This is a genomic window from Candidatus Auribacterota bacterium, from assembly GCA_026392035.1.
Taxonomy (GTDB): Bacteria; Auribacterota; Tritonobacteria; order UBA1439; family UBA1439; genus JAPLCX01.
This window is the reverse complement of the sequence record JAPLCX010000059.1, coordinates 43828-65290: the sequence shown is the minus strand read 5'-3', so window position 1 is coordinate 65290 and position 21463 is coordinate 43828. Positions and strand designations below refer to the sequence as shown.

Annotated in this window: 17 protein-coding genes; all 17 read right to left on the bottom strand. The window is 55.8% G+C overall.

Going from position 1 to position 21463, the window contains the following annotated elements; all coding sequences use genetic code 11:
- Positions 1-809: 809 nt before the first annotated feature.
- The gene (locus NTX71_05750; GenBank protein ID MCX6339406.1) at positions 810-2060 is read right to left on the bottom strand and encodes a restriction endonuclease; all 1251 of its coding nucleotides are present in this window, start codon (positions 2058-2060) and stop codon (positions 810-812) included.
- Positions 2061-2070: 10 nt separating this feature from the next.
- Positions 2071-3567: an AAA family ATPase gene (locus tag NTX71_05745; GenBank protein ID MCX6339405.1), complete on the bottom strand. Its 1497-nt coding sequence runs from the start codon at positions 3565-3567 to the stop codon at positions 2071-2073.
- Positions 3542-4942: an EVE domain-containing protein gene (locus NTX71_05740; protein MCX6339404.1), complete on the bottom strand. Its 1401-nt coding sequence runs from the start codon at positions 4940-4942 to the stop codon at positions 3542-3544. Before NTX71_05740 ends, NTX71_05745 begins: the two co-directional genes overlap by 26 nt.
- A 511-nt stretch (positions 4943-5453) precedes the next feature.
- Positions 5454-6371, bottom strand: a complete 918-nt coding sequence (locus NTX71_05735; GenBank protein ID MCX6339403.1) for an SWIM zinc finger family protein — start codon at positions 6369-6371, stop codon at positions 5454-5456.
- A 106-nt stretch (positions 6372-6477) separates the two neighbouring features.
- Entirely contained in the window at positions 6478-9261 is a 2784-nt protein-coding gene (locus NTX71_05730) for a DEAD/DEAH box helicase (protein ID MCX6339402.1), read from the bottom strand.
- A gap of 370 nt (positions 9262-9631) precedes the next feature.
- On the bottom strand, positions 9632-10603 hold the full coding sequence (gene lepB, locus NTX71_05725) for a signal peptidase I (protein ID MCX6339401.1): 972 nt from the start codon (positions 10601-10603) through the stop codon (positions 9632-9634).
- A 125-nt stretch (positions 10604-10728) separates the two neighbouring features.
- Entirely contained in the window at positions 10729-12531 is a 1803-nt protein-coding gene (gene lepA / locus NTX71_05720; protein MCX6339400.1) for a translation elongation factor 4, read from the bottom strand.
- 97 nt (positions 12532-12628) lie between these two features.
- Positions 12629-13312, bottom strand: coding sequence for a ribulose-phosphate 3-epimerase (gene rpe / locus NTX71_05715; GenBank protein ID MCX6339399.1), 684 nt, complete (start codon positions 13310-13312; stop codon positions 12629-12631).
- Positions 13313-13396: 84 nt separating this feature from the next.
- Entirely contained in the window at positions 13397-14671 is a 1275-nt protein-coding gene (locus tag NTX71_05710; protein MCX6339398.1) for a pitrilysin family protein, read from the bottom strand.
- Positions 14672-14744: 73 nt separating this feature from the next.
- The gene (gene ruvX, locus NTX71_05705; GenBank protein ID MCX6339397.1) at positions 14745-15179 is read right to left on the bottom strand and encodes a Holliday junction resolvase RuvX; all 435 of its coding nucleotides are present in this window, start codon (positions 15177-15179) and stop codon (positions 14745-14747) included.
- A 17-nt stretch (positions 15180-15196) separates the two neighbouring features.
- On the bottom strand, positions 15197-16135 hold the full coding sequence (locus NTX71_05700; protein MCX6339396.1) for a ribose-phosphate pyrophosphokinase: 939 nt from the start codon (positions 16133-16135) through the stop codon (positions 15197-15199).
- Positions 16136-16368: 233 nt separating this feature from the next.
- Positions 16369-17508 carry a mannose-1-phosphate guanylyltransferase gene (locus NTX71_05695; GenBank protein ID MCX6339395.1) on the bottom strand — a complete coding sequence of 380 codons (1140 nt, stop codon included), beginning with the start codon at positions 17506-17508 and terminating at the stop codon, positions 16369-16371.
- Positions 17483-18319, bottom strand: coding sequence for a tryptophan synthase subunit alpha (gene trpA / locus NTX71_05690; protein ID MCX6339394.1), 837 nt, complete (start codon positions 18317-18319; stop codon positions 17483-17485). Before trpA ends, NTX71_05695 begins: the two co-directional genes overlap by 26 nt.
- Positions 18316-19506 (bottom strand): tryptophan synthase subunit beta, encoded by a 1191-nt coding sequence (gene trpB, locus NTX71_05685; GenBank protein ID MCX6339393.1) that lies wholly within the window; start codon positions 19504-19506, stop codon positions 18316-18318. The genes trpA and trpB overlap by 4 nt, the downstream gene beginning before the upstream one ends.
- A gap of 32 nt (positions 19507-19538) precedes the next feature.
- Positions 19539-20156: a phosphoribosylanthranilate isomerase gene (locus tag NTX71_05680; GenBank protein MCX6339392.1), complete on the bottom strand. Its 618-nt coding sequence runs from the start codon at positions 20154-20156 to the stop codon at positions 19539-19541.
- Positions 20143-20961, bottom strand: coding sequence for an indole-3-glycerol phosphate synthase TrpC (trpC, locus tag NTX71_05675; GenBank protein ID MCX6339391.1), 819 nt, complete (start codon positions 20959-20961; stop codon positions 20143-20145). The genes NTX71_05680 and trpC overlap by 14 nt, the downstream gene beginning before the upstream one ends.
- Positions 20948-21460 carry a hypothetical protein gene (locus tag NTX71_05670; protein ID MCX6339390.1) on the bottom strand — a complete coding sequence of 171 codons (513 nt, stop codon included), beginning with the start codon at positions 21458-21460 and terminating at the stop codon, positions 20948-20950. Before NTX71_05670 ends, trpC begins: the two co-directional genes overlap by 14 nt.
- Positions 21461-21463: the final 3 nt, after the last annotated feature.

Genomic DNA, 21463 nt, shown 5'->3' with positions numbered 1-21463 from the left:
CAATGAATTTCAACCAGTCTGTACATAGCGAGCGAGCTGAAAACCTTGTTTCACAAAGATCAAGGGAGCAGTCTGTGTATATACGCCATCTGCGTGCCTTTTCGGACTACAGATCCTTTCCATCACATCTGCTACAAGGATGGAGGCTTGTTTTCGGTTGCTAAAATGTTTTTTGCAACCTTACTCGCCGATTTCGGGTTCAATAACGCATTGTACAGCATATAAGGAAGAAAGTGCAAGTATGGATCGCGCAGCTTGACTATGGACTTACAAGGTTATTGAGATTAATTACCGCATGCTTTATCACAAAATCTGGCAAGAGACATATTTGCAAAGAATTTAGACAGCCCGACGAAGACTTTGAATAACGGTGCTTGTCAAGGAGGATGGGTTTAGCTTATGTGGTAGAGAGGTCAAATGGGCGAACAAAGCAGCTTCATGAGAAGATCGGAGTGGATGAGAGGCTGGCAGGTCGACCGGAGTTGATCAGTCAATGGTCATGGTGTTGCCCTGAAGCTTTCCCTAATTATGCCGTGATGGTTGCGCACCCCTCGGGGATAACCAAAAACTAACTTCCCTCCCCTACCCCGCGATATTCAGAAACCAAGGCGCCGCCTGCGGGCTGTTTACTGAAAACGTCCCGGTACATTCTTAGCCACAACACGCAGGCGCCCAGTTGATTAGGGAAACCGTCTCGGTTCCGCAGGGATTGTCCGCTCCAGATCCAATCAATATTCCTCAGTCAATAGCCGAGGCCTGGCCCTGCTTGATTTGTTGACTGAGCCTAAGGTCATTGATCCCAATCCGCCTCAGGCGTGAGCGGCGAGTCTCGTGATGAGATCGTCGCCGAGATCGCGGCGCAGTTTCTCGCCATCGAAGAGCTCAACAAACATCATGCCGCAGTAGTGGGCAAACGCCTCCAGCGGGGGGGCGGCCTGGGCAAACGTTCCTTCGACATCGCGCTGTGCCGACACCCGTGGGTAGAGGAGAATACTGCGCTGAGCTCCGAGCTGGACGTTGTACGAGTGCATCTGGTGCAGATCGGAATCACCGGACCTGCCGCCGCCCGGAATCTTCCATTTCGTGTCCAGGACAATCCTCTCATGTACGGAGCCAATGCTGAGCTGAGCAATGATGTCCGGACGGACCGACATCTGCATACGTTCCGCCATCCAGAAACGGCGGGACACCTGGGCTTTGAATGTGATCTTGTGTGAGGGCTGCCTCGCCTCCGCTCTTTTCAGTTGGGCATAGATAAAGCGTTCAAACAGGCAGTTCATGTCGAACAGGATCGCCAGGACATCCTCTCTGCCGCTTCGAACGTCCGGGCTGTAGTTCAAGATGATCAGGCGGGCGAGTTGCAGCGCCCGGCGGTAGCGTTCCGTGTTTCGCGTGTGAGGAAGCCGGGTGAAAGTCCGTTCGCTCACAGCAATGTCATCCACGTCTTGGAAGGTCATCGAGAGGCTGCGTGCGAGGGCAACCAGGTGAGGGTTGGCGGACACCCGAGCAAGCACATCCAAGGCGACGCGCAGGACCTGGTTGAACCGGTTGTTGCGGTCATAGAATACGTGCTCAGTGAAGAACCGTTCCCGGTGGACGAGGTTCTGGGAGAGATGCTGTTGAAAGAGGATGCGCCCCTTCAGGGCAGGGAGATTCCCGCGGGTCTGGCGATACTTTCGGACCAGTCCGTGGTGCACGAGATCCTCGACCTCCGCTAGAAATGACTCGAAGTAGATGTCCAGTAGCGAGGATGCGCGCAGCCTCAGTCTGGCGTCTGACACCGAGGCCAATCGAATGAAGCCTGACTGTCGCAGCATCTCGACCAGAGCACGCTGCCATTTCCGCTTCTGAGCGGGCGAATCCGGCGTCTTGTCGGCCTTGGGCAGGATCTCAATGGTCAGATTGCCGACCTGGATGACGCCGACACAGTTCCGGAAATGGATACGGTTGTGACCGACGTCAAAGAAGCGGTTCCCGTGACGTTCGTTGTATTGCACGAGGCGGGCAAAGCGGGTGGACGTGAACTGCCCTCCCACCGGGAGCGTGGTGTGCTCGAACACTTGGATGACGTCACTCATAGACGGCGCGGAAGTCCCCGTCCTTCATTGTCCTGGGATCCTGCAAGGTGTACACATGGCGCTCCTCGAACTCGTCCATTCCCCAATCACCCTCTGCCCATTCGATGGCCTCGTCTTTGCGCGATACGAACCGTTCACCCAGGACCATGCCGATCTTGGCTGGATCGCCATAGAAGTACTCCTCCATCAGCGGCAGGATCTTCGTCGCGAAGACATTCCGCAACTCGGCCAGAGGGTCGCTGCTTGCGGCTATGCCCATGAAGTACGAGTGGCCGATGCAGTGATCCTTGTCCAAGAGCTTCTCGATCCGCGCGTTGATCACGCCGAGAAGTTTCCGGAGATCCACATCCAGATTCGCCGGTTGCTTAATGAATTCCGGTTGCGGCGGGATGGCAACGAATGCGAACCGTCGGCGCAGGGCGGTATCCAGCGCCTCGACGCTGCGATCCGCGGTATTCATTGCTCCGATGATGTACAGGTTCTTCGGCACAGCGAATTCCTCACGCGAGTAGGGTAAGCGGGCGCGTAGCTCATTCGGGGTGCCTTGGCGCTTATCATCTTCGATGAGCGTGATCAGCTCCCCGAAGATGTTGGCAACGTTGCCGCGATTGATCTCGTCAATGAGGAGTGCGTAGTCGTGGTTGGGGTCTGCTAGGGCTCGCTGCACCATGGTTTTGAAGATGCCCGGCTTGACTTCATAGGCCAATGTCTCCGCCACTTCCTCGGACATGACGGGTTTGATGCCCTCGACGAAATCCTCGTAACTGTACGACTGGTGGAAGGTGGTGAACTCATAGCGCTTGATCACCGCGCCTTGATCCGGCGTATAGCCACGGTAGCGTTCCAGGGCCTCGACGAGGTCAGGCGCCTCCTCGGTCGCGAGTTTCTCGTCGATCGACCAGACCGATTCGGCATCCTTCGAAAACAGGAGCGGCTCGTACCGTTTGGCATACTTCACCTCTGGGCAGTCTGTCTTGGTGTGCATCTGCAGGTGGGCCCAGATCGCTGCCCGCGGTGTGCGGTTGCTGGCGCGCCGGATCCGTGCCTCCATGAGGGGGTGCGCAAGAATGCCGCTGACATTACTGGTCTTGAGATCCAGCATTACCATCGTGATGACCTGCCACCATGCCAGGTCCGCGACTAGATCCGCAGCGAAATCCTCCCTGCTCAGCGCGGCCGCGCGCTCTGTGAATTGCTCCATGTACTTATTGCGGAGCGTGTACGTCTTCCCCGTCCCCGGGGGGCCGTAGAGGATGATGTTCAGCGGCAGTGGTGTTCGGTTGCCAATCGCAGTGTCTTCAATCCCTATCAACTCCCGCAGTTCCTGGACGTATTCCGGGTACTTCGTGATGTCGGTCAGGGCTTTCTGGACGATCGGCCCCCCTTCATTCTTCTGCCATTCCCCTTTTTTGACCCATCTCGCAGGTCTCACATTGCGGTAGGTCGTCCGTTCGGCCTCGTGTCTATACGGGCCCGGAAACAACGCCATAGCCAACGTATTGCCGCGCGCCTTTCTTAGCTATGACGATGTCCCCGGGACTGAGGACGTGCGAGAACTCCCACGCGGCACGCGCGTCGTTGGTTGGACGGTGCTTCAACCGGTTTGCCTTCTTGAACGCTTCTTCGATCGCCGCCTTGTCGGAAAAGGCGCTCAGGTCGGAAAGCTCGTCGGCACCAAATAGCATGATGCCTTTCTGCCAACATTCATCCCAATACTTTGCATAGCGTCCAGGAGCGTAGAGCCAGTAGCGCATTTCCGTCCTCCCTCTGGCCAGCGCCAGAATGCCGTCGTAGTAGGCCTTTGTGGCGGCCAGATTTGTCCCTTGTCGACCGGCCGGAAAATCACGGAACGCCGGCTGCCCGGCAATGTCTGCCTTTGAGACCGGGTTATCCCACAACTTCGTATCAATGCGGAGCTTGACACCCGTAAACGGAGTACTCTTGCCAGGCCCTTTACGGTAGTAGGAAGCCTCCTTGGCATCTTCTGCAACAGTGCAAACTTCGGACATGACCGTTGCCAGTGCGTAGCAGCCGGCGGCTTCGCCGGTGACCCAGACAATAACCTTGTCACCAGGATGAATGTCCTTCATGCGCTGGTTCACTCGCCAAGTTTTCACCTCCCCAGCCCGAAGTGCGCCCACTACGTCGTAGATCTTCGGGTTGCCCTGGAATACCCAGTATCTCCTACCAGACTCGCCCGCGTATGCTGCGTGTGAGAATTCATAGTGCGGTTCCGGTACGAGCGACCGAGCGTTCTTTAGGAACTGAAGGTACGATGCCCAGTCTTTCACCTCGTGCGCGACGCCGCGTTCGTCAAGAAGCTTGCGGTTTCGTCTGTCCAGTGCCAGATATATTTCTGGTCGCATCCAGAACATGCCCATGGTGAGGTTGGGGACTTTCACGTAAGCGACTTCGAGACATCGGTTGAACAGTTCCGGGGTAACATCCTCCGGCGCGCGCCTGACAATGGCCTCAGCGAATGCCCATAAGGCTGTTATATCGTCAGGTTTCCTCTCAGGATAAAAGGCAAAAAACCATGACTGCATGGGAGACATGATCGGGATGCCGTCGAAATCGGCAGGGACTCCCGCCTGCAGTTGCAGTCGTTCCTTGATCATAGTCAAGATAGCTCGGCGGTTTTGATCCGTGGCCTTGCGATTGAATGAGGCAAAGAACGTGAACGGGTCTATTGCCTCAAGCGGAACCGCTTTTCCCCTCTTGTCCTTGTCGGTAAGTCCTATGACCGGGAGTCCCTGGTCTTTGAGTTCCTTCAGAATCGCAATGAGGTCGCCCTGGCGGTCCCGGTACGCCAACAGCTTGTCTGCCAGTTCCTTGTATAACGGAATCCACGTGAATGCTCTCATATGTACCTATCCTCTCTGGCAAATGCCGTGTCGGGGGATCTTATACCCCGACATCCCTCCGTAGCACAATGCCACGCTAACGGGTCAATCCTTGCGGAGTTCCAAGAGCCAATCAGGCCAAATTGACTGATAACGCCGCCCTGCTTTGCCATGGGATTATGACACGTTGAGCGGGAGGTAGGGAAGCATATTTTTGAGATGTCGATTTTTGAGATGTCCGGTTTCCGGATATTGTTTATCGGAAAATTGCCAAGATGCATTACATATTTAACTGGTGGCAGGGATGTTATGACAACCGTAAATCAGAGACCCTCACGAAGGGTGTCGGGGGAATGACTAGTGCGCACCCAAGACAAGACCTGTAGGGGCCTGATTTATCAGGCCCGCACCAATCTGCTTGGCATAGAGCGGGTTCGATAAAACTTGTCCTGAGCGCTTCGGCAAGCTCAGTATAAACTCAGATAGCCGGATTGCCTCTCCCTCCCCAATGACATGTAATCTCCGATTTCGCTCACGTCGGCGCATTATCCTCAGCGACCGCCATAGTATATTCGCCGATATAGGTATCAAGACCGCGGGGGGACGCAGCTTCGTAAATCGGCTCGATAGCTTCGAGGAATCGTTCTTCACCGCGCCAAAATGGAAAACTGCCCAATCGCTTAGGCAGAGCGGCCGGAACTCGTGGAATCGAAACCTCTCCGAATAAATCATCCGGTATCTCCCCCCCGTCCCAGTAGGTTTTGAGATCTGACGAGATCGGTTCATCTGTTGAGGAAACTTCCGCATGGCCATCCAGGCTTTTGGCCATCTCGCACGCCTTGGGTGCGCCGGCTGTTTTGCTGATGTGGCTCAAGAGATTAACGAATTCTTTTCTGCTCATCCCTCGCAGTTTGAAAATCAAAAAAGGGTCTCGATCAAATTCTTCGCCCAGCAGATAATAGACAGCCGCAATGTGTTTGCATGGATTCGCCCAGTCCGGGCACGAGCACTCCGTTTTTAGGTCATTGCCTCTCTCAGGGAAAAGCGATAATCCGGCCTTTTTAAAAACCTCTTCAATATCCTGAGGCATCTCACCGGCTAAAAGCTTCGCGGTGAAAAGGGATTTTTCCGAGAGCGTCTTTACCACTTTTTTCCAGCCGGGTTTTGACATAACTTTTACCCTGATAGAGATATCATATGGTCTGGAGCGGGAGCCCTGCACCTGCCCCTTTACCATCCCTTTTTCAATATCAATGCGCAAAACCTGTCCCCGGCGAGCATAGGATCTGCCCCGCGTCAACCTGTTACCCGCATAAAGTTCTTCCAACACGGCATTCCAGCGCTCTGCCCACCAATTTTTACCAACGGCTCTTCGGCCTGATTGCGCCTTAATACCGCCTCTTACCGCACGCGGTTTTGACGGTGTGAAATAGCCATAGCGCCAGTACATAGTGCTCTCCTCTTTTCAGATTCGAATCGTTTCCATATTCACGCGGTACCTTTTTTTCTCTTCAGCCCATTCTCTGTCATACCCGCTCCTCTTGTCACTGGTCATATTAATCCCCCCAGGCTTCTTTCCGAAGCTTGAAGAATTCCCTGAGTTCGTTAGTTGAAAGCTCCGTCAGCCAACCCTCCCCCACTCCAACCACGGCCTGAGCAATCTCTTTCTTGCTCTCGATCATCTCATCAATCTTCTCTTCCAGCGTCCCGGCGCAGAGAAACTTATGGACCTGAACATTCCGTTTTTGACCGATACGAAACGCACGGTCGGTTGCCTGGTTCTCCACCGCAGGATTCCACCAACGGTCGAAGTGAAAAACATGATTGGCGCGCTGTAGATTCAACCCGAAGCCGCCGGCCTTGAGTGAGAGGATGAAGATAGACGGTCCTCCGGCATCTGTCTGGAAGCGTTCAACCATTCGGTCACGCCGCGCTTTCGGCACACCGCCGTGCAGGAAGAGCACCTCACGACCAAACCATTCCTGAAGGTGGCACTTAAGGATTTCGCCCATCTCGGCGAATTGCGTAAATATCAGCGCTCTGTCCCCAACCTCCATGACTTCCTCCAGCATTTCAGTCAAGCGGGAGAGCTTGCCCGACCGCCCATGAATTTCGGAATTGTCGCCAAGAAACTGCCTCGGATGATTGCATACCTGCTTGAGCTTGGACAGTGTTGCCAGGATCACTCCCTTGCGCTCGATCCCTTCGACCGAGTCAAGGGCATTGGAAGCATCATCAACCACCGCAGCATAAAGAGAGGCCTGCTCTTTTGTCAAAGTGCAGAACACCTTCATTTCCATTTTCTCGGGCAGATCCGCGATTATCGCTTTGTCTGCCTTGAGGCGCCTGAGGATGAACGGCCCCGTCAGGCGCTTAAGGCTCTGCATGGCCTCCTGGTCGCGATCGGCCTGGATAGGGATAAAAAAAGTTCTTTTGAATTCGGTCTGTGTGCCAAGCAATCCGGGATTCAAGAATTCCATTATAGACCAAAGGTCACCAACATTGTTTTCGACAGGCGTACCGGTGAGCGCGATTCGATAGCTCGATCCAATGGCTCGCGCAGCTCGAGCCTGCTTGGTTTCTGGATTCTTGATATTCTGCGCCTCGTCCAAAACCATCCCCGCCCACGGCACACCCTTGAATATCTCAAAATCACGATGGAGCAAAGCGTAACTGGTAACTACCATGGCGTGCTTCCCCGCCTCTGCTTCAAATACCTCGCTTTTTAATCTGCTGGCGCCGTGATGGACCATTATAGGCAACTCAGGAGTGAAACAGCCGGCCTCCTTCAGCCAAGTGGCAATGACAGACATGGGACATACAAGCAGCACCGGGCCATGGCTATTCGCCAGCCAGTCTCTCTGGATAAGCGCAAGTGTCTGCACGGTTTTTCCCAATCCCATGTCATCGGCCAGGCATGCCCCCAGTCCCCATCGCCGCAAGAAACTCAACCACGAATAACCCTTTATTTGATAAGGGCGCAGTCTCCCTTGGAAACTTTCCGGGTGAGGCAGCTCTTCGAAAGGCGTGCCCTCTTCCAACTGTTTCAAAAGATCTGCAAGCCAACCCGTTGCCCTTACCCCTTCGAAATCAATAGAACTCGGAGTTCGTGCCGCCCCCAAAGCCATCCGGATTATTTCATGCACGGTTGCTCGGCCTGAAGCCTTTTCCTTCCAGAAGTCGCGGGCCGCCGCTATCTCCTCAGCGGTCATTTGTACCCATTGGCCGCGAAATCTGATAAGCGGCGCCTTGAGTTTTGCGAGTTCCTGGAGTTCCACCAGGGATATCTTCTCACCGCCCAATGCGACTTCCCAGTCGAACTCAACTACGCTTTCAAGTGACAGTCGACCGTGCCCTGTCATCACTGGGCTCCTCGCATTTGCGCTGGCCTTCAGACGCAGCTTCGTTCCCTTGCGGGTCCACCATGCCGGCAGCATAATCTTAAACCCCGCCTCCTCCAACACCATCGCTTTTTCTGTGAGAAATTTATATGCCTCTGCGGTATCGAGTTCGTAACCGCCGGGAATAGAGGTTCTTAAACTTCCTTCTATACGCGGGCAAATCATCGATGCCTGCCCCAATGACAACAATACGTATTCGCGATGGTCAAATCCAGTGAGATCGAGAAGCGACTTTTGTTTACCGGTAGTGCTCCATGCCTCTGTTGCCGGAATGAGCAGGCTTGGATCATTGACCGACTGAAGCAGGTAACGTACATACCAGGCCTCATCCGCGCTTTGAACCATTTCCGTCCCCTCCATCTTGATCCCGGGCTCTTCCAACCGGAAACAAAGCCGAAAAGGCGCCGATGTAGGAAGAGATATCAGCCGTTGCCAATCGCACACCTGGGCCTTAAGCTGAGCCAACTCGCCTTCATCGCCCTCCATAAGCCCATCAGGCGAACGCAGCGCATGCAACCACTGATCGTGCATGCTGGAAAAAGTTGGGACCTTCCTCCTCCTCCCTCGTTTTTGTATCATTACAGAAGAAGAACATGGAGCGCGGACTAGATGATCAACAATTTCTCCAGTGAAATCAGCAAGCGTTGAACGTGAGGATTCATTTGGCGGCGAATTATCTCCCTGCGTCAACGCGCGCGCGGCCGCCGGCATGGCTTTGGCAAGCTTTTCTAGAATATCAACGTCGGCACCGGTGAAGACAGGCTTCCACTGTGCATAGCATGTCCCGTTGTCTTCGGTTATCGCGGGAAGATATTTCTGTCTTGTGATAAGCGCGCCTGCAAAGCGCATAGCCCTTGCCCAGAATGCCAAGTCGCTCCCAACAATTAGGCCGGGCGCCAGGTTTTGTTTTCCAACGCAGGCGCAGAGGATTTCAACCATCTGTTCTCTGGTCAGCCGAATTACCGAGACATTCCATGGGTTCAATACAGGCTTTTTATGTGAATGGGGCAATTGCGCAATAATAGCACTGGAGGGCAGAGGAGCATGATCGACTGTCGGAATCCAAGAGACTACCGTAGCTACCTGACTTTTCCTGATCGTAGAACAGACGCCGGCTTGTCTAAGAGCGGTGACAACCATATCAGACCGGGCGTCATAAGGGAGCGCTTTGGGCTTTTGCCTCCGCAGCTTCGCAGGGAAATATTCGTTTTTAGCGTGTGTCTCTCCCCAGAGAAGCAAATGCCCACCACTGTATCCAGCGTGCAAAATAATCACTGCGCAATATTCTCTCCCAATGGATCAGGAAACCCTATCTAATTAACCCTATTCTCTTCGGTGGGAGGTAGATAAAAAAGGCTTCCCCGCGGATATCCTCACACGGGACAAAACCCCAGAAACGGCTGTCCTTGCTGTTGGCGCTATTGTCGCCCAGGACAAAATAGGCGTTCTGGGGCACCTTGAATCTTTGCCCTCTATAGCCGTATACCCCCCGCCCCGGCCCGTTGCCGGAGAGAATATTGGTATAGTGGATATCCTTGACAATCTTCGGTTCGGTTACGAGCGCATCATCGATATAGATATCACCGTCGCGTATCTCAACCGTCTCGCCAGGGAGCCCTATGCAACGTTTGACGAAATCCTTATTCTGGTATTCTACATGCCGGGACCCACAGGATGGGCATACCCGGGGCGTACCTCTTGACAGATTGAAATCGACATAGCATTGATTGCAGTGGTAGTTAAACGGAAATTTAAAGACGACGATATCGCCGCGCTTCGGTTCCCGCAGCGCGAGTTTTGTAAAGCGCCAGGTGGGCAGATCAAACCCATAATTTGTCCACGGGACGCCGACCCAATCGAGCGTCTGCGGGCCATAGATGAACTTATTCACCACGATATGGTCTCCGAAGCCGTAATTCTGAGCGCCGTGGAGCGTGGGTTCCATGGAGCCCGTGGGGATTTTGAAGAGCTGTATCACGAAGGTGCGCAAGAAGACCGCCAGGATGAGGGCGAAAAGGAAGGCCTCTGCATATTCCCTGATAACCGATTTCTTGGCAAACCCAAGGTACCTCTCGAAACTGCTGTGCAGTTTCTCGGCAGATTTCTCTACATCGGAAATATTCCCGCTCCGCAGCGCGTCAGCAACCGCCGTTATGTCATTCTCGAGGCAATGCGCATCGCGCTCGATGAGCTTTTTGCCATGTCTCAGGTAGCTCTTTCGCGTTGTTTTGAGCACCAGCCTGGCATAGCTGACTATCTTTCTATTTTTCCAGAAACTCATTTCCCCTCTCCCCTACCCCAGATCCATATTGCCCACATGCTCAGTCGGAAAAAGTTTTAAAAGGATACCATAACTCTTCATCCATAAAATAGGCAAAACATGGGGTGTCGTATGCGCAGATTGATTCAGTCCATCTTCAGCACTTCGATAAAGGCCTTCTGAGGAATGTTGATTTTGCCGATCTGCTTCATTTTCTTCTTCCCCTCTTTCTGCTTCTCCCAGAGCTTGCGCTTGCGCGTGATGTCGCCGCCGTAGCACTTCGCCGTCACATCCTTCTTGAGCGGCCGCACCACCTCGCTCGCGATGATCCGGTTGCCTATGGCCGCCTGGATGGCCACGCGGAAGAGCTGCTGGGGAATGACCTCTTTGAGCTTCTCCGCGAGCTGGCGTCCCCTGTGCTCGGCCTTGCTCCGGTGGACGAGGCATGAGAACGCGTCAACAGGCTCTTTGTTGATGAGGATGTCCAGCTTGACGATGTCCGACGCCCGGAAGCCGATGTGTTCGTAGTCCATCGACCCATAGCCGCTCGTGACTGTTTTCAGACGGTCGTAAAAGTCAATCACGACCTCATTGAATGGGAGCTCCATGGTGAGGATGACGCGATGTTTATCGAGCGATTCAGTCCCGACGCACTCACCCCTTCGTTCCTGAGCGAGTTTCATCATTGAACTGATCATTTGATTGGGCACGATGATGCATGCCCGGATCATCGGTTCGCGGATTTCCTCTGTTTCTTGTGTCGGCGGCAGGCGCACGGGGTTGTCAATTTCAATGGTGCTCCCATCCTTTTTCTTGACGGAGTAGATCACACTGGGAACAGTTGCCACAATGCCCATGTTATATTCGCGCTCGAGGCGCTCCTGGATGATCTCCATGTGCAGGAGCCCGAGGAAACCGCAGCGGAAGCCGAACCCGAGGGCAACCGAGTTTTCCGCTTCATAGGTGAAGGAGGGGTCATTGAGCCGGAGGCGGTTCAGGGAGGATTTGAGGCCTTCGTATTCTGAGGTGTTGACCGGGTAAAAGCCGCTGAACACCATCGGGCGCAGCCGCCTGAAGCCCGGGAGCGGCTGAGCGGCTGGCCTGCTCGCGCTGGTGATGGTATCGCCGATCCGCACATCGGCTGAATCCTTAATGTTGGCGATAATGTAGCCCACCTCCCCCGCCTGAAGCTGTTCACGGGAGTCAGCCTCGGGCATGAAAATACCGACCTCATGGACTTCAAAGGTCTTCCCGGTCGCCATGAGCTGGATCCTTGTCGCCGCCTCCACATGGCCGCTGAAGACGCGCACGTGGACAATCACGCCGCGGAAGGTATCGAAGAGAGAATCAAAAATCAGGGCCTTAAGCTCATCCCTTTTCGGCATCTCGGGTGGGGGGATGAGCCTCACGATTGCCTCCATCAACTGATCAATCCCGGTGCCCTCCTTGGCGCTCACACAGATGGCGTCTTCCGAGGGCAGCGCGAGCACATCCTCGAGCTGGCGCTTGGTTTCATCAACGTCGGCGCTCGCGATATCTATCTTATTGATGACGGGAATGATCTTGAGATTGTTCTGCATGCAGAGGTGGCAGTTCGCAACTGTTTGAGCTTCAACGCCTTGCGATGCGTCAACGACGAGCAGCGCTCCCTCGCACGCCGAGAGGCTGCGTGAGACCTCATAGCTGAAATCAACGTGGCCGGGAGTATCAATCAGGTTGAGAATGTATTCTTTGCCGTCCCGCGCCACATAGCGCATGCGGACGGGATGAGCCTTGATCGTGATCCCACGCTCCCTCTCCAGGTCCATATCGTCAAGAAACTGGTCCCTGAACTGCCGTTCATCAATGGTGTGAGTCAGCTGGAGAAGACGGTCAGCCAGCGTGGACTTGCCGTGGTCTATATGAGCGATAATCGAGAAGTTTCTTATATGATCTATGCGAGGAGTCATAATTTGTGTCCAGGCTAAAAAAGCCCGAAGTGAGTTTCGGGCTCGAGATATCCCGTCCTGCCACGCACATCATAACTGATTGTGAGTGTACTATAACTCATTCACCTGCAACGAACTGAGCGGCTTCTCGTAGCACCTTAATGGCGTGAGCGATATCGCTCGCGCCGAAGATCGCGGTGCCTGCCACGATAATAGTGGCGCCCGCCTCCGCCGCCTCCCGCGCGGAATGCAGTGTTATTCCGCCGTCCACCTCAATGTCAAATGCGTATCCCCTTGTGTCGGCGATCTTCCGCAAGTCCGCTATTTTCGGCAGAACGGAGCGAATGAATTTCTGGCCGCCGAATCCCGGGTTGACGGTCATGAGCAACACGAGGTCGGCCTCGTCGAGCACGGCCTCGATATCCCTCAACGGAGTCGCCGGATTTATGGAAACGCCCGCTTTGATGCCTCTGGAGCGAATCACCTGGAGCGTGTGGTGGAGGCGAGGGAGGACCTCGGCGTGCACGGTGAGGATATCGGCCCCTGCCTCGACGAACGCATCAATATATTTATCAGGCTCGCTGATCATAAGGTGGACATCCAGGGGAATCCTGACCCGCTTCCGGATCGCCGCTACTGTTCCCGGTCCGATGGTGATGTTGGGCACGAAGTGGCCGTCCATCACGTCGAGATGCAGCATATCGGCGCCTGACGATTCAGCGGCCTGCGCCTCATCTCCCAGCCTGCCGAAATCGGCCGCCAGCAGCGAGGGGGCAATTTTGATTCCCGGAGCAGTTCGCACCGGACACCTCTATAGCTAAATAGAACTAAATGTGGAAACTAACGTATAACCACAGATAAACACAGATGAACATAGTATTTACAATTAGTAGTCGAAATGGAGATTTTCCCTCACCTGACTCTCCTCTTCGCGGAGGGGGCCTATGACTGCCATATTGAGTCTGCGGTCATTCAAAATATCAACCGCCACCCTCTGCACATCATCGAGGCTCACGCACATAATCTTAGATAATATTTCATCCATTGTCAAAATCCGTCCAGAGCAGATAAGGCTCTCGCCTATATGGATCATCTGCGGAGTTGTTTTTTCCATCTCCATTGAGAGCTGCCCGATCCAGTACTCCTTTCCGCGTGCCAGTTCGATCTTTCGCAACCCTGTCTTCCGAAGCATCGCGAGCTCTTTCATGATCAAGGAGATGGCTTTGACAAATTTGCTGCTTTCCACGCCGGCATAGATGGAAAAGAACCCCGTGTCTTTGTAGCGCGCGACAGATGAATGTATCGCGTACGCCAAGCCGTGTTTCTCCCGGATCCTCTGAAAGAGCCGCGAGCTCATGTTCTCCCCCATCGCAATGCTCAGCAGCTGGAGCGCGTACCTATCCGGGTGCTCCTGGTGATATCCCCGCACTCCCACGCAGATATGTGTTTGCTCGGTGTTTTTTTGATGCAGGAGCAAGCCGGGAGACCGCTGGGCATCAGCAGCGGAAATGCACCTCGGGCCACGCGAGGCCCCGCTTCGCTTCGGGAGGGAGCCGCCCACCGCCTCGAGCAATTCACCGTGCCGCAGGCGCCCCGCTGCGGCGAGGACCGCATTGCGCAGCGTGTAGTATCGTCTCTGGTAGCCACGCAGGGATTCCCGCGACAGCGCGCTGATCGTCGTAGCGGTGCCTACGAGCGGGCGTCCCAACGGGTGATCAGTCCACATTACCTCGTTGAACAGGTCCAGGACATGGTGCTGAGGGGTGTCGCGGTACAGATTGATTTCCTCTTTGATTACCGTCTTTTCCTTTTGTACATCTTCCTCTCGTATGGCCGGATGCAGGTACATATCGAAGAGGACGTCGGAGGCGAGCCGGAGATGGGCGTGCGGCACCTTGACGATATAACAGGTGTACTCCTCGCTCGTGAATCCGTTGAGCGATCCGCCCACGCCCTCAATCTCCTCGGAGATCTGTATGGCCGAACGTCTCGACGTCCCCTTGAAGAGGATGTGTTCGAGAAAATGGGAAATGCCGTTGAACTGCTTCTCCTCATGGCGGCCGCCAATCCCCACCCAGAGCCCGAGGGCAACCGACTCCATGGAAGGCATCTCGTGAGTGGTTACCCTCAGGTTGTTATCAAGCACGGTTGTGGTATACATGCGCTCCAATGGACTCAAAGGCTCGTACCTGTCCCGTCCCATGGTAGGCGGGCAGCGGGGCGGCTCTGAAATATCAGCAGTGCTCGCGTTCTGAACCTTCTCTGCGGCTGTCCATGTATGATTGGAGGATGAGCTGGGCAGCAACCTCATCGAGGTGCCTCATCCTCTCCTTCCGAGAAACCCCAGCCGATCTCATGAGCCTGTCCGCCTCCGCGGTGGTCAGCCGCTCATCCCACAGCGTGACGGGGATAGCGAGGGCGCGTCTGAGGTCCTCAGCGAACCTGCCCATGCCCGCTGCGCTCGTGCCCCGTGAACCATCCATGCTCAGGGGGAGGCCGACCACGACCGTGCCGATCTCATCCCTGATGACGATCTCCTGCAGACGACGAAGCGTCTCCTCGAGCGCCCCCCGCTCTATGGTGCCCGCGCGTTGGGCGGTTATCCCAAGGGGATCGCTCATCGCCATTCCGATTCGCCTCTCCCCCACGTCCAGGGCGAGCACCCTCATCTTCAGCCTCCTCTGGATTATAGGTGCTTCCTGAAGAGCTCGCTCACCGACTTGCCTTCGTGAATTCTTTTTATCGCCTCACCAAACAGCCCTGCGACCGAGAGGACTTTTATCTTCGCAATTTTCTTTTCTCTCTCCACGGGGAGGGAGTTGGTCACCACGATTTGTTTGTACGGTGATTTCTGGAGCCTCTGGGGAGCATCGCCGCAGAGGACGGCGTGCGCGGCGCCCGCATAGATCTCTTTTGCCCCGTGTTCTATGAGGGCATGAGCCGTTTCTATCATCGACCCCCCCGTCGCAATCTCATCATCAAACACGATCGCGTTTTTACCCTCCACATCCCCGATGATGTGGAAGATTTCCACCGTGTCGTTGAGCGGATCGCGGCGCTTGTCGAGTACCGCCATCCGGAGGCCGAGCGCGAGTGCATATTTCTCCGCGCGTTTTGCGCTGCCCGCGTCGGGCGCTACGACGATGAAGTTTTCGAGTCCGATTTTTGAGAAATATTCGCACAGGATGGGCGATGCGAGCAGCTGATCGACAGGGACCCTGAAGAACCCCTGAATTTGTTCGGAGTGCAGATTCATGGTGAGCACGCGGTCGGCGCCTGCAGTCTCCAGCAGATCGGCGACGAGCCTGGCGGTTATAGAAATGCGTGGTTGATCCTTCTTGTCGGAGCGGGCATATGGATAGTAGGGGATCACTGCCGTCACGCGGCTCGCGGAGGCGTGTTTGAGGGTGTCGATCATTATCAACAATTCCACGAGGTAGTCATTCACCGGGATGGCGCTGGTCTGGACGACGAAAACATCCTTCCCGCGGACATTCTCCTCGATGCGCACGAATGTGTTGTCATTCTTGAACTTGTGTACAATGCATTTCCCCATCTCCACGCCGAGATAGTTGCAGATCTCGCGGCTGAGTTCCGGATTGGAACGACCGCAAAATATTTTCATTGTCACCCCTCCTTTGTGGAGTAAATCAGTGGTGATTCATCTGTGGTAACATCCGTATAATTAAGCCGCTGTATAGAAATTCTTTTCTTTCTCCATTTACCACAGATTTATTCACCACAGATTGGCGCAAACTTCCTCCCCCCCCCAAAAAATCTTCACAACTATCTGTGCAATCTGTGGTTGCATTCAGCTCTTTCATAGAACTTTTGACACTACCTGCGCACCTGCGATTGCTACATGTACCGCACCCACTCCCCACGCGACTTGAGCTTCTGTATGATCTTCTTGAGATCCTGCAATGCCCTCCGGTGGCAAACGAGAACGGCATCCGGTGTTTTAACGACGATGAGGTCTTCCAGGCCAAGGCAACCCACAATACCCTCGTCCGCGATTATTATACACCGTTTCGTATCCAGCGCGATACTTTCCCCGAGGATGACATTCCGATTCTTATCTGCAGGCAGGTGCCGTTCGAGCGCCAGCCATGAGCCAACATCATCCCAGTCGAAATCCGCCTTCGCGACGACCGTGTTGTCCGCCTTCTCCATGACACCGTAGTCTATTGATACCTTTTTCAGCCCGGCGTACACCCTCCGGACAACCTTTTCTCTCGCCGGAGATGCCATGGCCCTCCTGATTCTCTCATACCCGCGATAGAGGTCCGGCATCTGTTTCTTGAGCGCGTCCGCGATGACCGCCGCTCTCCAGACAAACATGCCGCTGTTCCAGAAATAGCGCCCGCTCTTGAGGTAGCGTCTCGCCATCGCGCCATCTGGCTTTTCTGCGAACGCTGCAACTTTCGAGAAGGTTGTCTTCAGCCCGCAGTCGAGCCTTTTCCCTTTGCGTATGTAGCCATATCCTGTGGCGGGGCTGGTGGGCTTGATACCGAGTGTTACCAGGCAGCCGCGCTCCCATGCTACCTGACAGGCATCCCGCAGGTTGGCAACGAGCTTCTTCACGTCTTTGATGACATGATCCGCGGGCAACACCAGCATGATGCCATCCCGGTCTCTCTCCATGACTACTGCGGCACCGAGCGCGATACAGGCGGCGGTGTCCCGCCCGAGCGGCTCGGCGACGATTGCGGAAGCCGGCACACCCCTGAGCTGCTTTTTAATAAGCGGCGCCTGCACTTTGTTGGTAATCACGATGATCTGCTCCCGGGGCACAAGTTGAGATATTCGGTCCACGGTCTCCTGAATCATGGTTCGGTCCCCGAAAATCTTATGCAGTTGCTTCGGGTATGCCTGCCGGCTCTTCGGCCAGAACCTCTCCCCTCCCCCTCCGGCCATGATCAGCGCGTAGATGTGTTTCTTGATTTCCTCGAATTGCATAGCGTACAACCCCTTATCGGTCATTGACCTCTTGCGCACGCCCCCGGCCACCCGTCCTGAGCGGTGCGGTGAGCTGCGCGACCTTTTCCCCGACCCGTGTGACGAGATCCGACTTCTCACGGTGATGTTCTATCTCGCTCACGAGGGCACTCCCCACCACCACCGCATCGGCCAGCCTGGCGACAGCCCGGACGTGCGCGGCGGTCGAAATCCCGAACCCCACGGCGATGGGGGTGTGGGTCATGCGCCTGACGAGGCGCAGCCGGTGTGCGAGCTCGGCGGCGAGGTGCGCGCGCACTCCCGTGACACCCGTTCTTGAAACATAGTAGATGAACCCACGCGCGTGGCGGGCAATGAGCTTCATGCGATCAGCCGGCGTTGTGGGAGCGATAATGAAGATGCCGTTGACGCCGCGGCGCGCGAGCTCGGCTTCGTAGCGTGCCGCCTCTTCAGGCGGGAGATCAAGGCTCAGGATCCCGTCCACGCCCGCGCGCGCTGCGTCTCGGGCGAATCGAGCGTACCCGTAACTCAGCACGGGATTGAGGTAGGTGAAGATGATGATCGGGATCTCTGAACTCTTCCTGATCTTCGTGACAATACCAAAGACCCTTCGCACGTCCACGCCATGAGCGAGGGCCCGTTCCGCGGCCCTCTGGTTCACGGCGCCATCGGCGAGGGGATCGGAAAACGGAACCCCCAGCTCGATGAAGTCCGCCCCCCGCTTCTCTATTTCGAGAACGAGGGGCGCGGTCAGGGACGGCTGTGGATCGCCGGCGGTGATATAGGCGATAAAACCCGTGCGGCGTTCCCGGGCAAGCTCATTGAATCTGGCATCAATTCGATTGCTCATACTCGGTTCTTTATGAACTTTTCAATGATTTCGACGTCCTTATCGCCGCGCCCGGAAACATTGATAATGACAATCTCGCCCTTCTTCATTTTCGGGACGACCTCACGGGCATAGGCAATCGCGTGGGCAGACTCAAGCGCAGGGATTATCCCCTCTGTTTCGCTCAGGAGCATGAACCCCTCTACCGCCTTCCTGTCGGAAACATTCACGTAGCGCACGCGGCCGGTTTCATAGAGGTAGCTGTGCTCGGGCCCCACCCCCGCGTAATCGAGACCTGCTGATATCGAGTGAGTGGTTCTGATCTGACCCGCCCTGTCCTGAAGTACATAGCTCAGACTGCCCTGGAAAACGCCGGGGCGCCCTCCACTGAAGCGCGCGGCGTGCCTCCCGCTCGCAATACCGAGACCGCCCGCCTCGACACCGTACATGCGCACCTTCCTGCAGGAGAGAAAATCATAGAAGAAGCCTATTGCATTGCTCCCACCGCCGACGCAGGCGATGAGACAATCGGGCACACGGCCCTCTCGTCTCAGGATCTGACGCTTGGTCTCCCTTCCGATGACCCGCTGGAATTCCCTCACGATCAGCGGATAGGGATGAGCGCCCGCAACAGAGCCCAGCACGAAATGAGTGTCGCGCACATTGGTGACCCAGTCGCGCATGGCCTCGTCAATAGCGTCCTTGAGCGTCCTGCTCCCGCTCTTCACCGGTACGACAGTCGCCCCCAGAAGTTCCATGCGAAACACATTGAGCGCCTGGCGCTCGATATCATCCTCTCCCATATAGATGGTGCATGGCATCCCGAATTTTGCCGCAACGGTGGCAGTGGCGACACCATGCTGGCCGGCGCCGGTTTCAGCGATGATCCTCTTTTTCCCCATTCTCTTGGCGAGCAGAATCTGGCCGAGACAGTTGTTGATCTTATGAGCTCCCGTAAACGCGAGATCCTCCCGTTTGAGGTAGATCCTCGCGCCTCTCAGGAGACGTGTCAGTGTGGACGCGAATGTGAGGGCGGTCGGCCGGCCGGCATACTGCCGCAGGTAGTGGTCTAATTCGGCGCGAAACTTCCTGTCTCGCCGAGCATGTCTAAACTCCCGCTCAAGTTCCTGCAGCGCCGGCACCAGCGTTTCCGGCACAAAACGCCCCCCGTAATCCCCGAAGTATCCCCTGCGATCCGGAAATTTCATTTACGTTACCGTTTTCTGCAGCATCCAGCCGCTCACCGGGAATCAGTTTTCGCAATTCTGATAAATTCTCTCACGAGGGCGGGGTCTTTTTTGCCTGGTTCAGATTCAACTCCGCTGCTCACGTCAACCGCGTAAGGCGCTGCAATCCTGATGGCCTGAGCGACGTTTCCGCTGTTCAATCCCCCGGAAAGGATCACCGATCTTCCCATCGACCCCACCCTGGCGGCAAGCTCCCACGGGAAGGAGGTGCCCGTCCCTCCGCGCCTCCCCGCCACATGGCTATCGAGCAAGAACGCGGAAACGTGGTAGCGCTCAAGGCCACGCAGGTCCCCCTCGTCTTTAATTTGCACCGCCTTGATCGCACGGTCGCCGAACGCGTTGCATATCTCCGGCGGTTCATCCCCATGAAATTGAATGTAGCGCAGGTTGCAGAAGGAAACAACCTCTCTCACGCTCGCGGGGTCTTCGTCCACGAACACGCCCACGGTGGACACGAAGAGTGGCAGAGACCCGATGATCTCCCGCGCGCGCTCCGGAGCGACGCGGCGCGGGCTCGGGGCAAATACAAAACCGAGTGCGTCAGCCCCCGCGTGCACCGCCGCGTGGGCATCGTCCCGGTTGGTGATTCCGCATATCTTAACTTTGACCATGGGCCTGTATGAGCTCCCGCCGAAGGTTTGCCAGCGCACGCCCCGGGTCTTCGTGCCTGAGCAGACTCTCGCCGATGAGCGCCGCGCGCACACCAGCGCGCACGAGAGTGCTGAGGTCATCTGCGTTTCTGATTCCGCTCTCGCTCACGACGAGGCAGTCCTCCGGGAGCGATTTTTTGAGCGCGATCGTCCGCTCGATGTTTACTTGGGCGCTCCTCAGATCGCGGTTGTTGATCCCGAGTATACGTGCTCCCGAGGCATTCGCTTTGCCGATGTCGTCTTCGCTGTAAATTTCGACGAGGGGTGAAACGCGCAATGTATAGCACAATTCGACCAGCCTCGCAAGTTCCTCCCGGCCGAGGAGGCGGGCGATCAACAGTACTGCATCAGCCCCCGCTGCTGCTGATTCATACACCTGGTATTCGTCAATGATGAAATCCTTCCTCAGCACGGGAATCGATACGGCGTCCCTTGCCGCGGTGAGGTGATCGAGGTTCCCCTGGAAGTAGTGCTCCTCGGTGAGCACGGAGAGTGCCGCCGCGCCAGCCGTTTCATACCCGCGCGCGATGTCCACGGGATGATACACGCGCCGCAGAATACCGGCAGACGGCGAAGCCTTCTTAAGCTCGGCGATGATGGCAATGCCCTCTCCCGCCAGCGCGGCGTGAAAGTCTCTCGGCTCCCTCGCCGCCGCGCGCGCGATGAGCGCACGGCGAGGAGTGCCCCTCTTGAGACGCTCGACGTCGTCCCGTTTCGCTCCCACAATCGCTTCCAGTATATCCCCCGCGTGTCTAAAAGAGCCCAAGGAACGATTTCCTCTCACGCTTCTTTTTCTTGTGGTCCAGTCCCTTGTCGATAAGGATCTGAGCCGACGGCTCAAACTTCATCACGCCGGTTTCCGTATACAAGAGGATCCTCTGTGTGGCCCTGTATGTGGTGCTGCCCTCCTGGACGCGCGGATCGCCGCTCGCCGTGATCAGGCGCCGAGGCTCCTCATAAAATAGGTGCTGGCACCATATTTTCTTGCGTGCTGCAGTGGCCTCGATGACGCCCTGCGCCTCAAGGGCTGAAAACACGCTGCGGGACACATACACCTTCACAGTGCCCTCGCACGCGATTTCAACACTCCCATGCTTCACCTCAACCTTCCCGCTCGCAGAGATATTTCCCGACGCATCCCTCGCCAGCCGGCCAGCCCGCAGCGTCAATTGACTCCGGTCAGGGGCGAGGATCCGTATTTCCTCAGCGCCCGCTCCATGCGACTGGAAAAGTAACAGCGCCAGAATCGCAATCAACGGCTTCATGGT

Coding starts and splice junctions, on each gene's coding strand:
- NTX71_05745 (MCX6339405.1), bottom strand. CDS start 3,567: ATGGCGTTGTTTCCGGGCCCGTATAGACACGAGGCCGAACGGACGACC.
- NTX71_05740 (MCX6339404.1), bottom strand. CDS start 4,942: ATGAGAGCATTCACGTGGATTCCGTTATACAAGGAACTGGCAGACAAG.
- NTX71_05735 (MCX6339403.1), bottom strand. CDS start 6,371: ATGTACTGGCGCTATGGCTATTTCACACCGTCAAAACCGCGTGCGGTA.
- NTX71_05730 (MCX6339402.1), bottom strand. CDS start 9,261: ATGGTTGAAATCCTCTGCGCCTGCGTTGGAAAACAAAACCTGGCGCCC.
- lepB (MCX6339401.1), bottom strand. CDS start 10,603: ATGAGTTTCTGGAAAAATAGAAAGATAGTCAGCTATGCCAGGCTGGTG.
- lepA (MCX6339400.1), bottom strand. CDS start 12,531: ATGACTCCTCGCATAGATCATATAAGAAACTTCTCGATTATCGCTCAT.
- NTX71_05710 (MCX6339398.1), bottom strand. CDS start 14,671: ATGTATACCACAACCGTGCTTGATAACAACCTGAGGGTAACCACTCAC.
- ruvX (MCX6339397.1), bottom strand. CDS start 15,179: ATGAGGGTGCTCGCCCTGGACGTGGGGGAGAGGCGAATCGGAATGGCG.
- NTX71_05700 (MCX6339396.1), bottom strand. CDS start 16,135: ATGAAAATATTTTGCGGTCGTTCCAATCCGGAACTCAGCCGCGAGATC.
- trpA (MCX6339394.1), bottom strand. CDS start 18,319: ATGAGCAATCGAATTGATGCCAGATTCAATGAGCTTGCCCGGGAACGC.
- trpB (MCX6339393.1), bottom strand. CDS start 19,506: ATGAAATTTCCGGATCGCAGGGGATACTTCGGGGATTACGGGGGGCGT.
- NTX71_05680 (MCX6339392.1), bottom strand. CDS start 20,156: ATGGTCAAAGTTAAGATATGCGGAATCACCAACCGGGACGATGCCCAC.
- NTX71_05670 (MCX6339390.1), bottom strand. CDS start 21,460: ATGAAGCCGTTGATTGCGATTCTGGCGCTGTTACTTTTCCAGTCGCAT.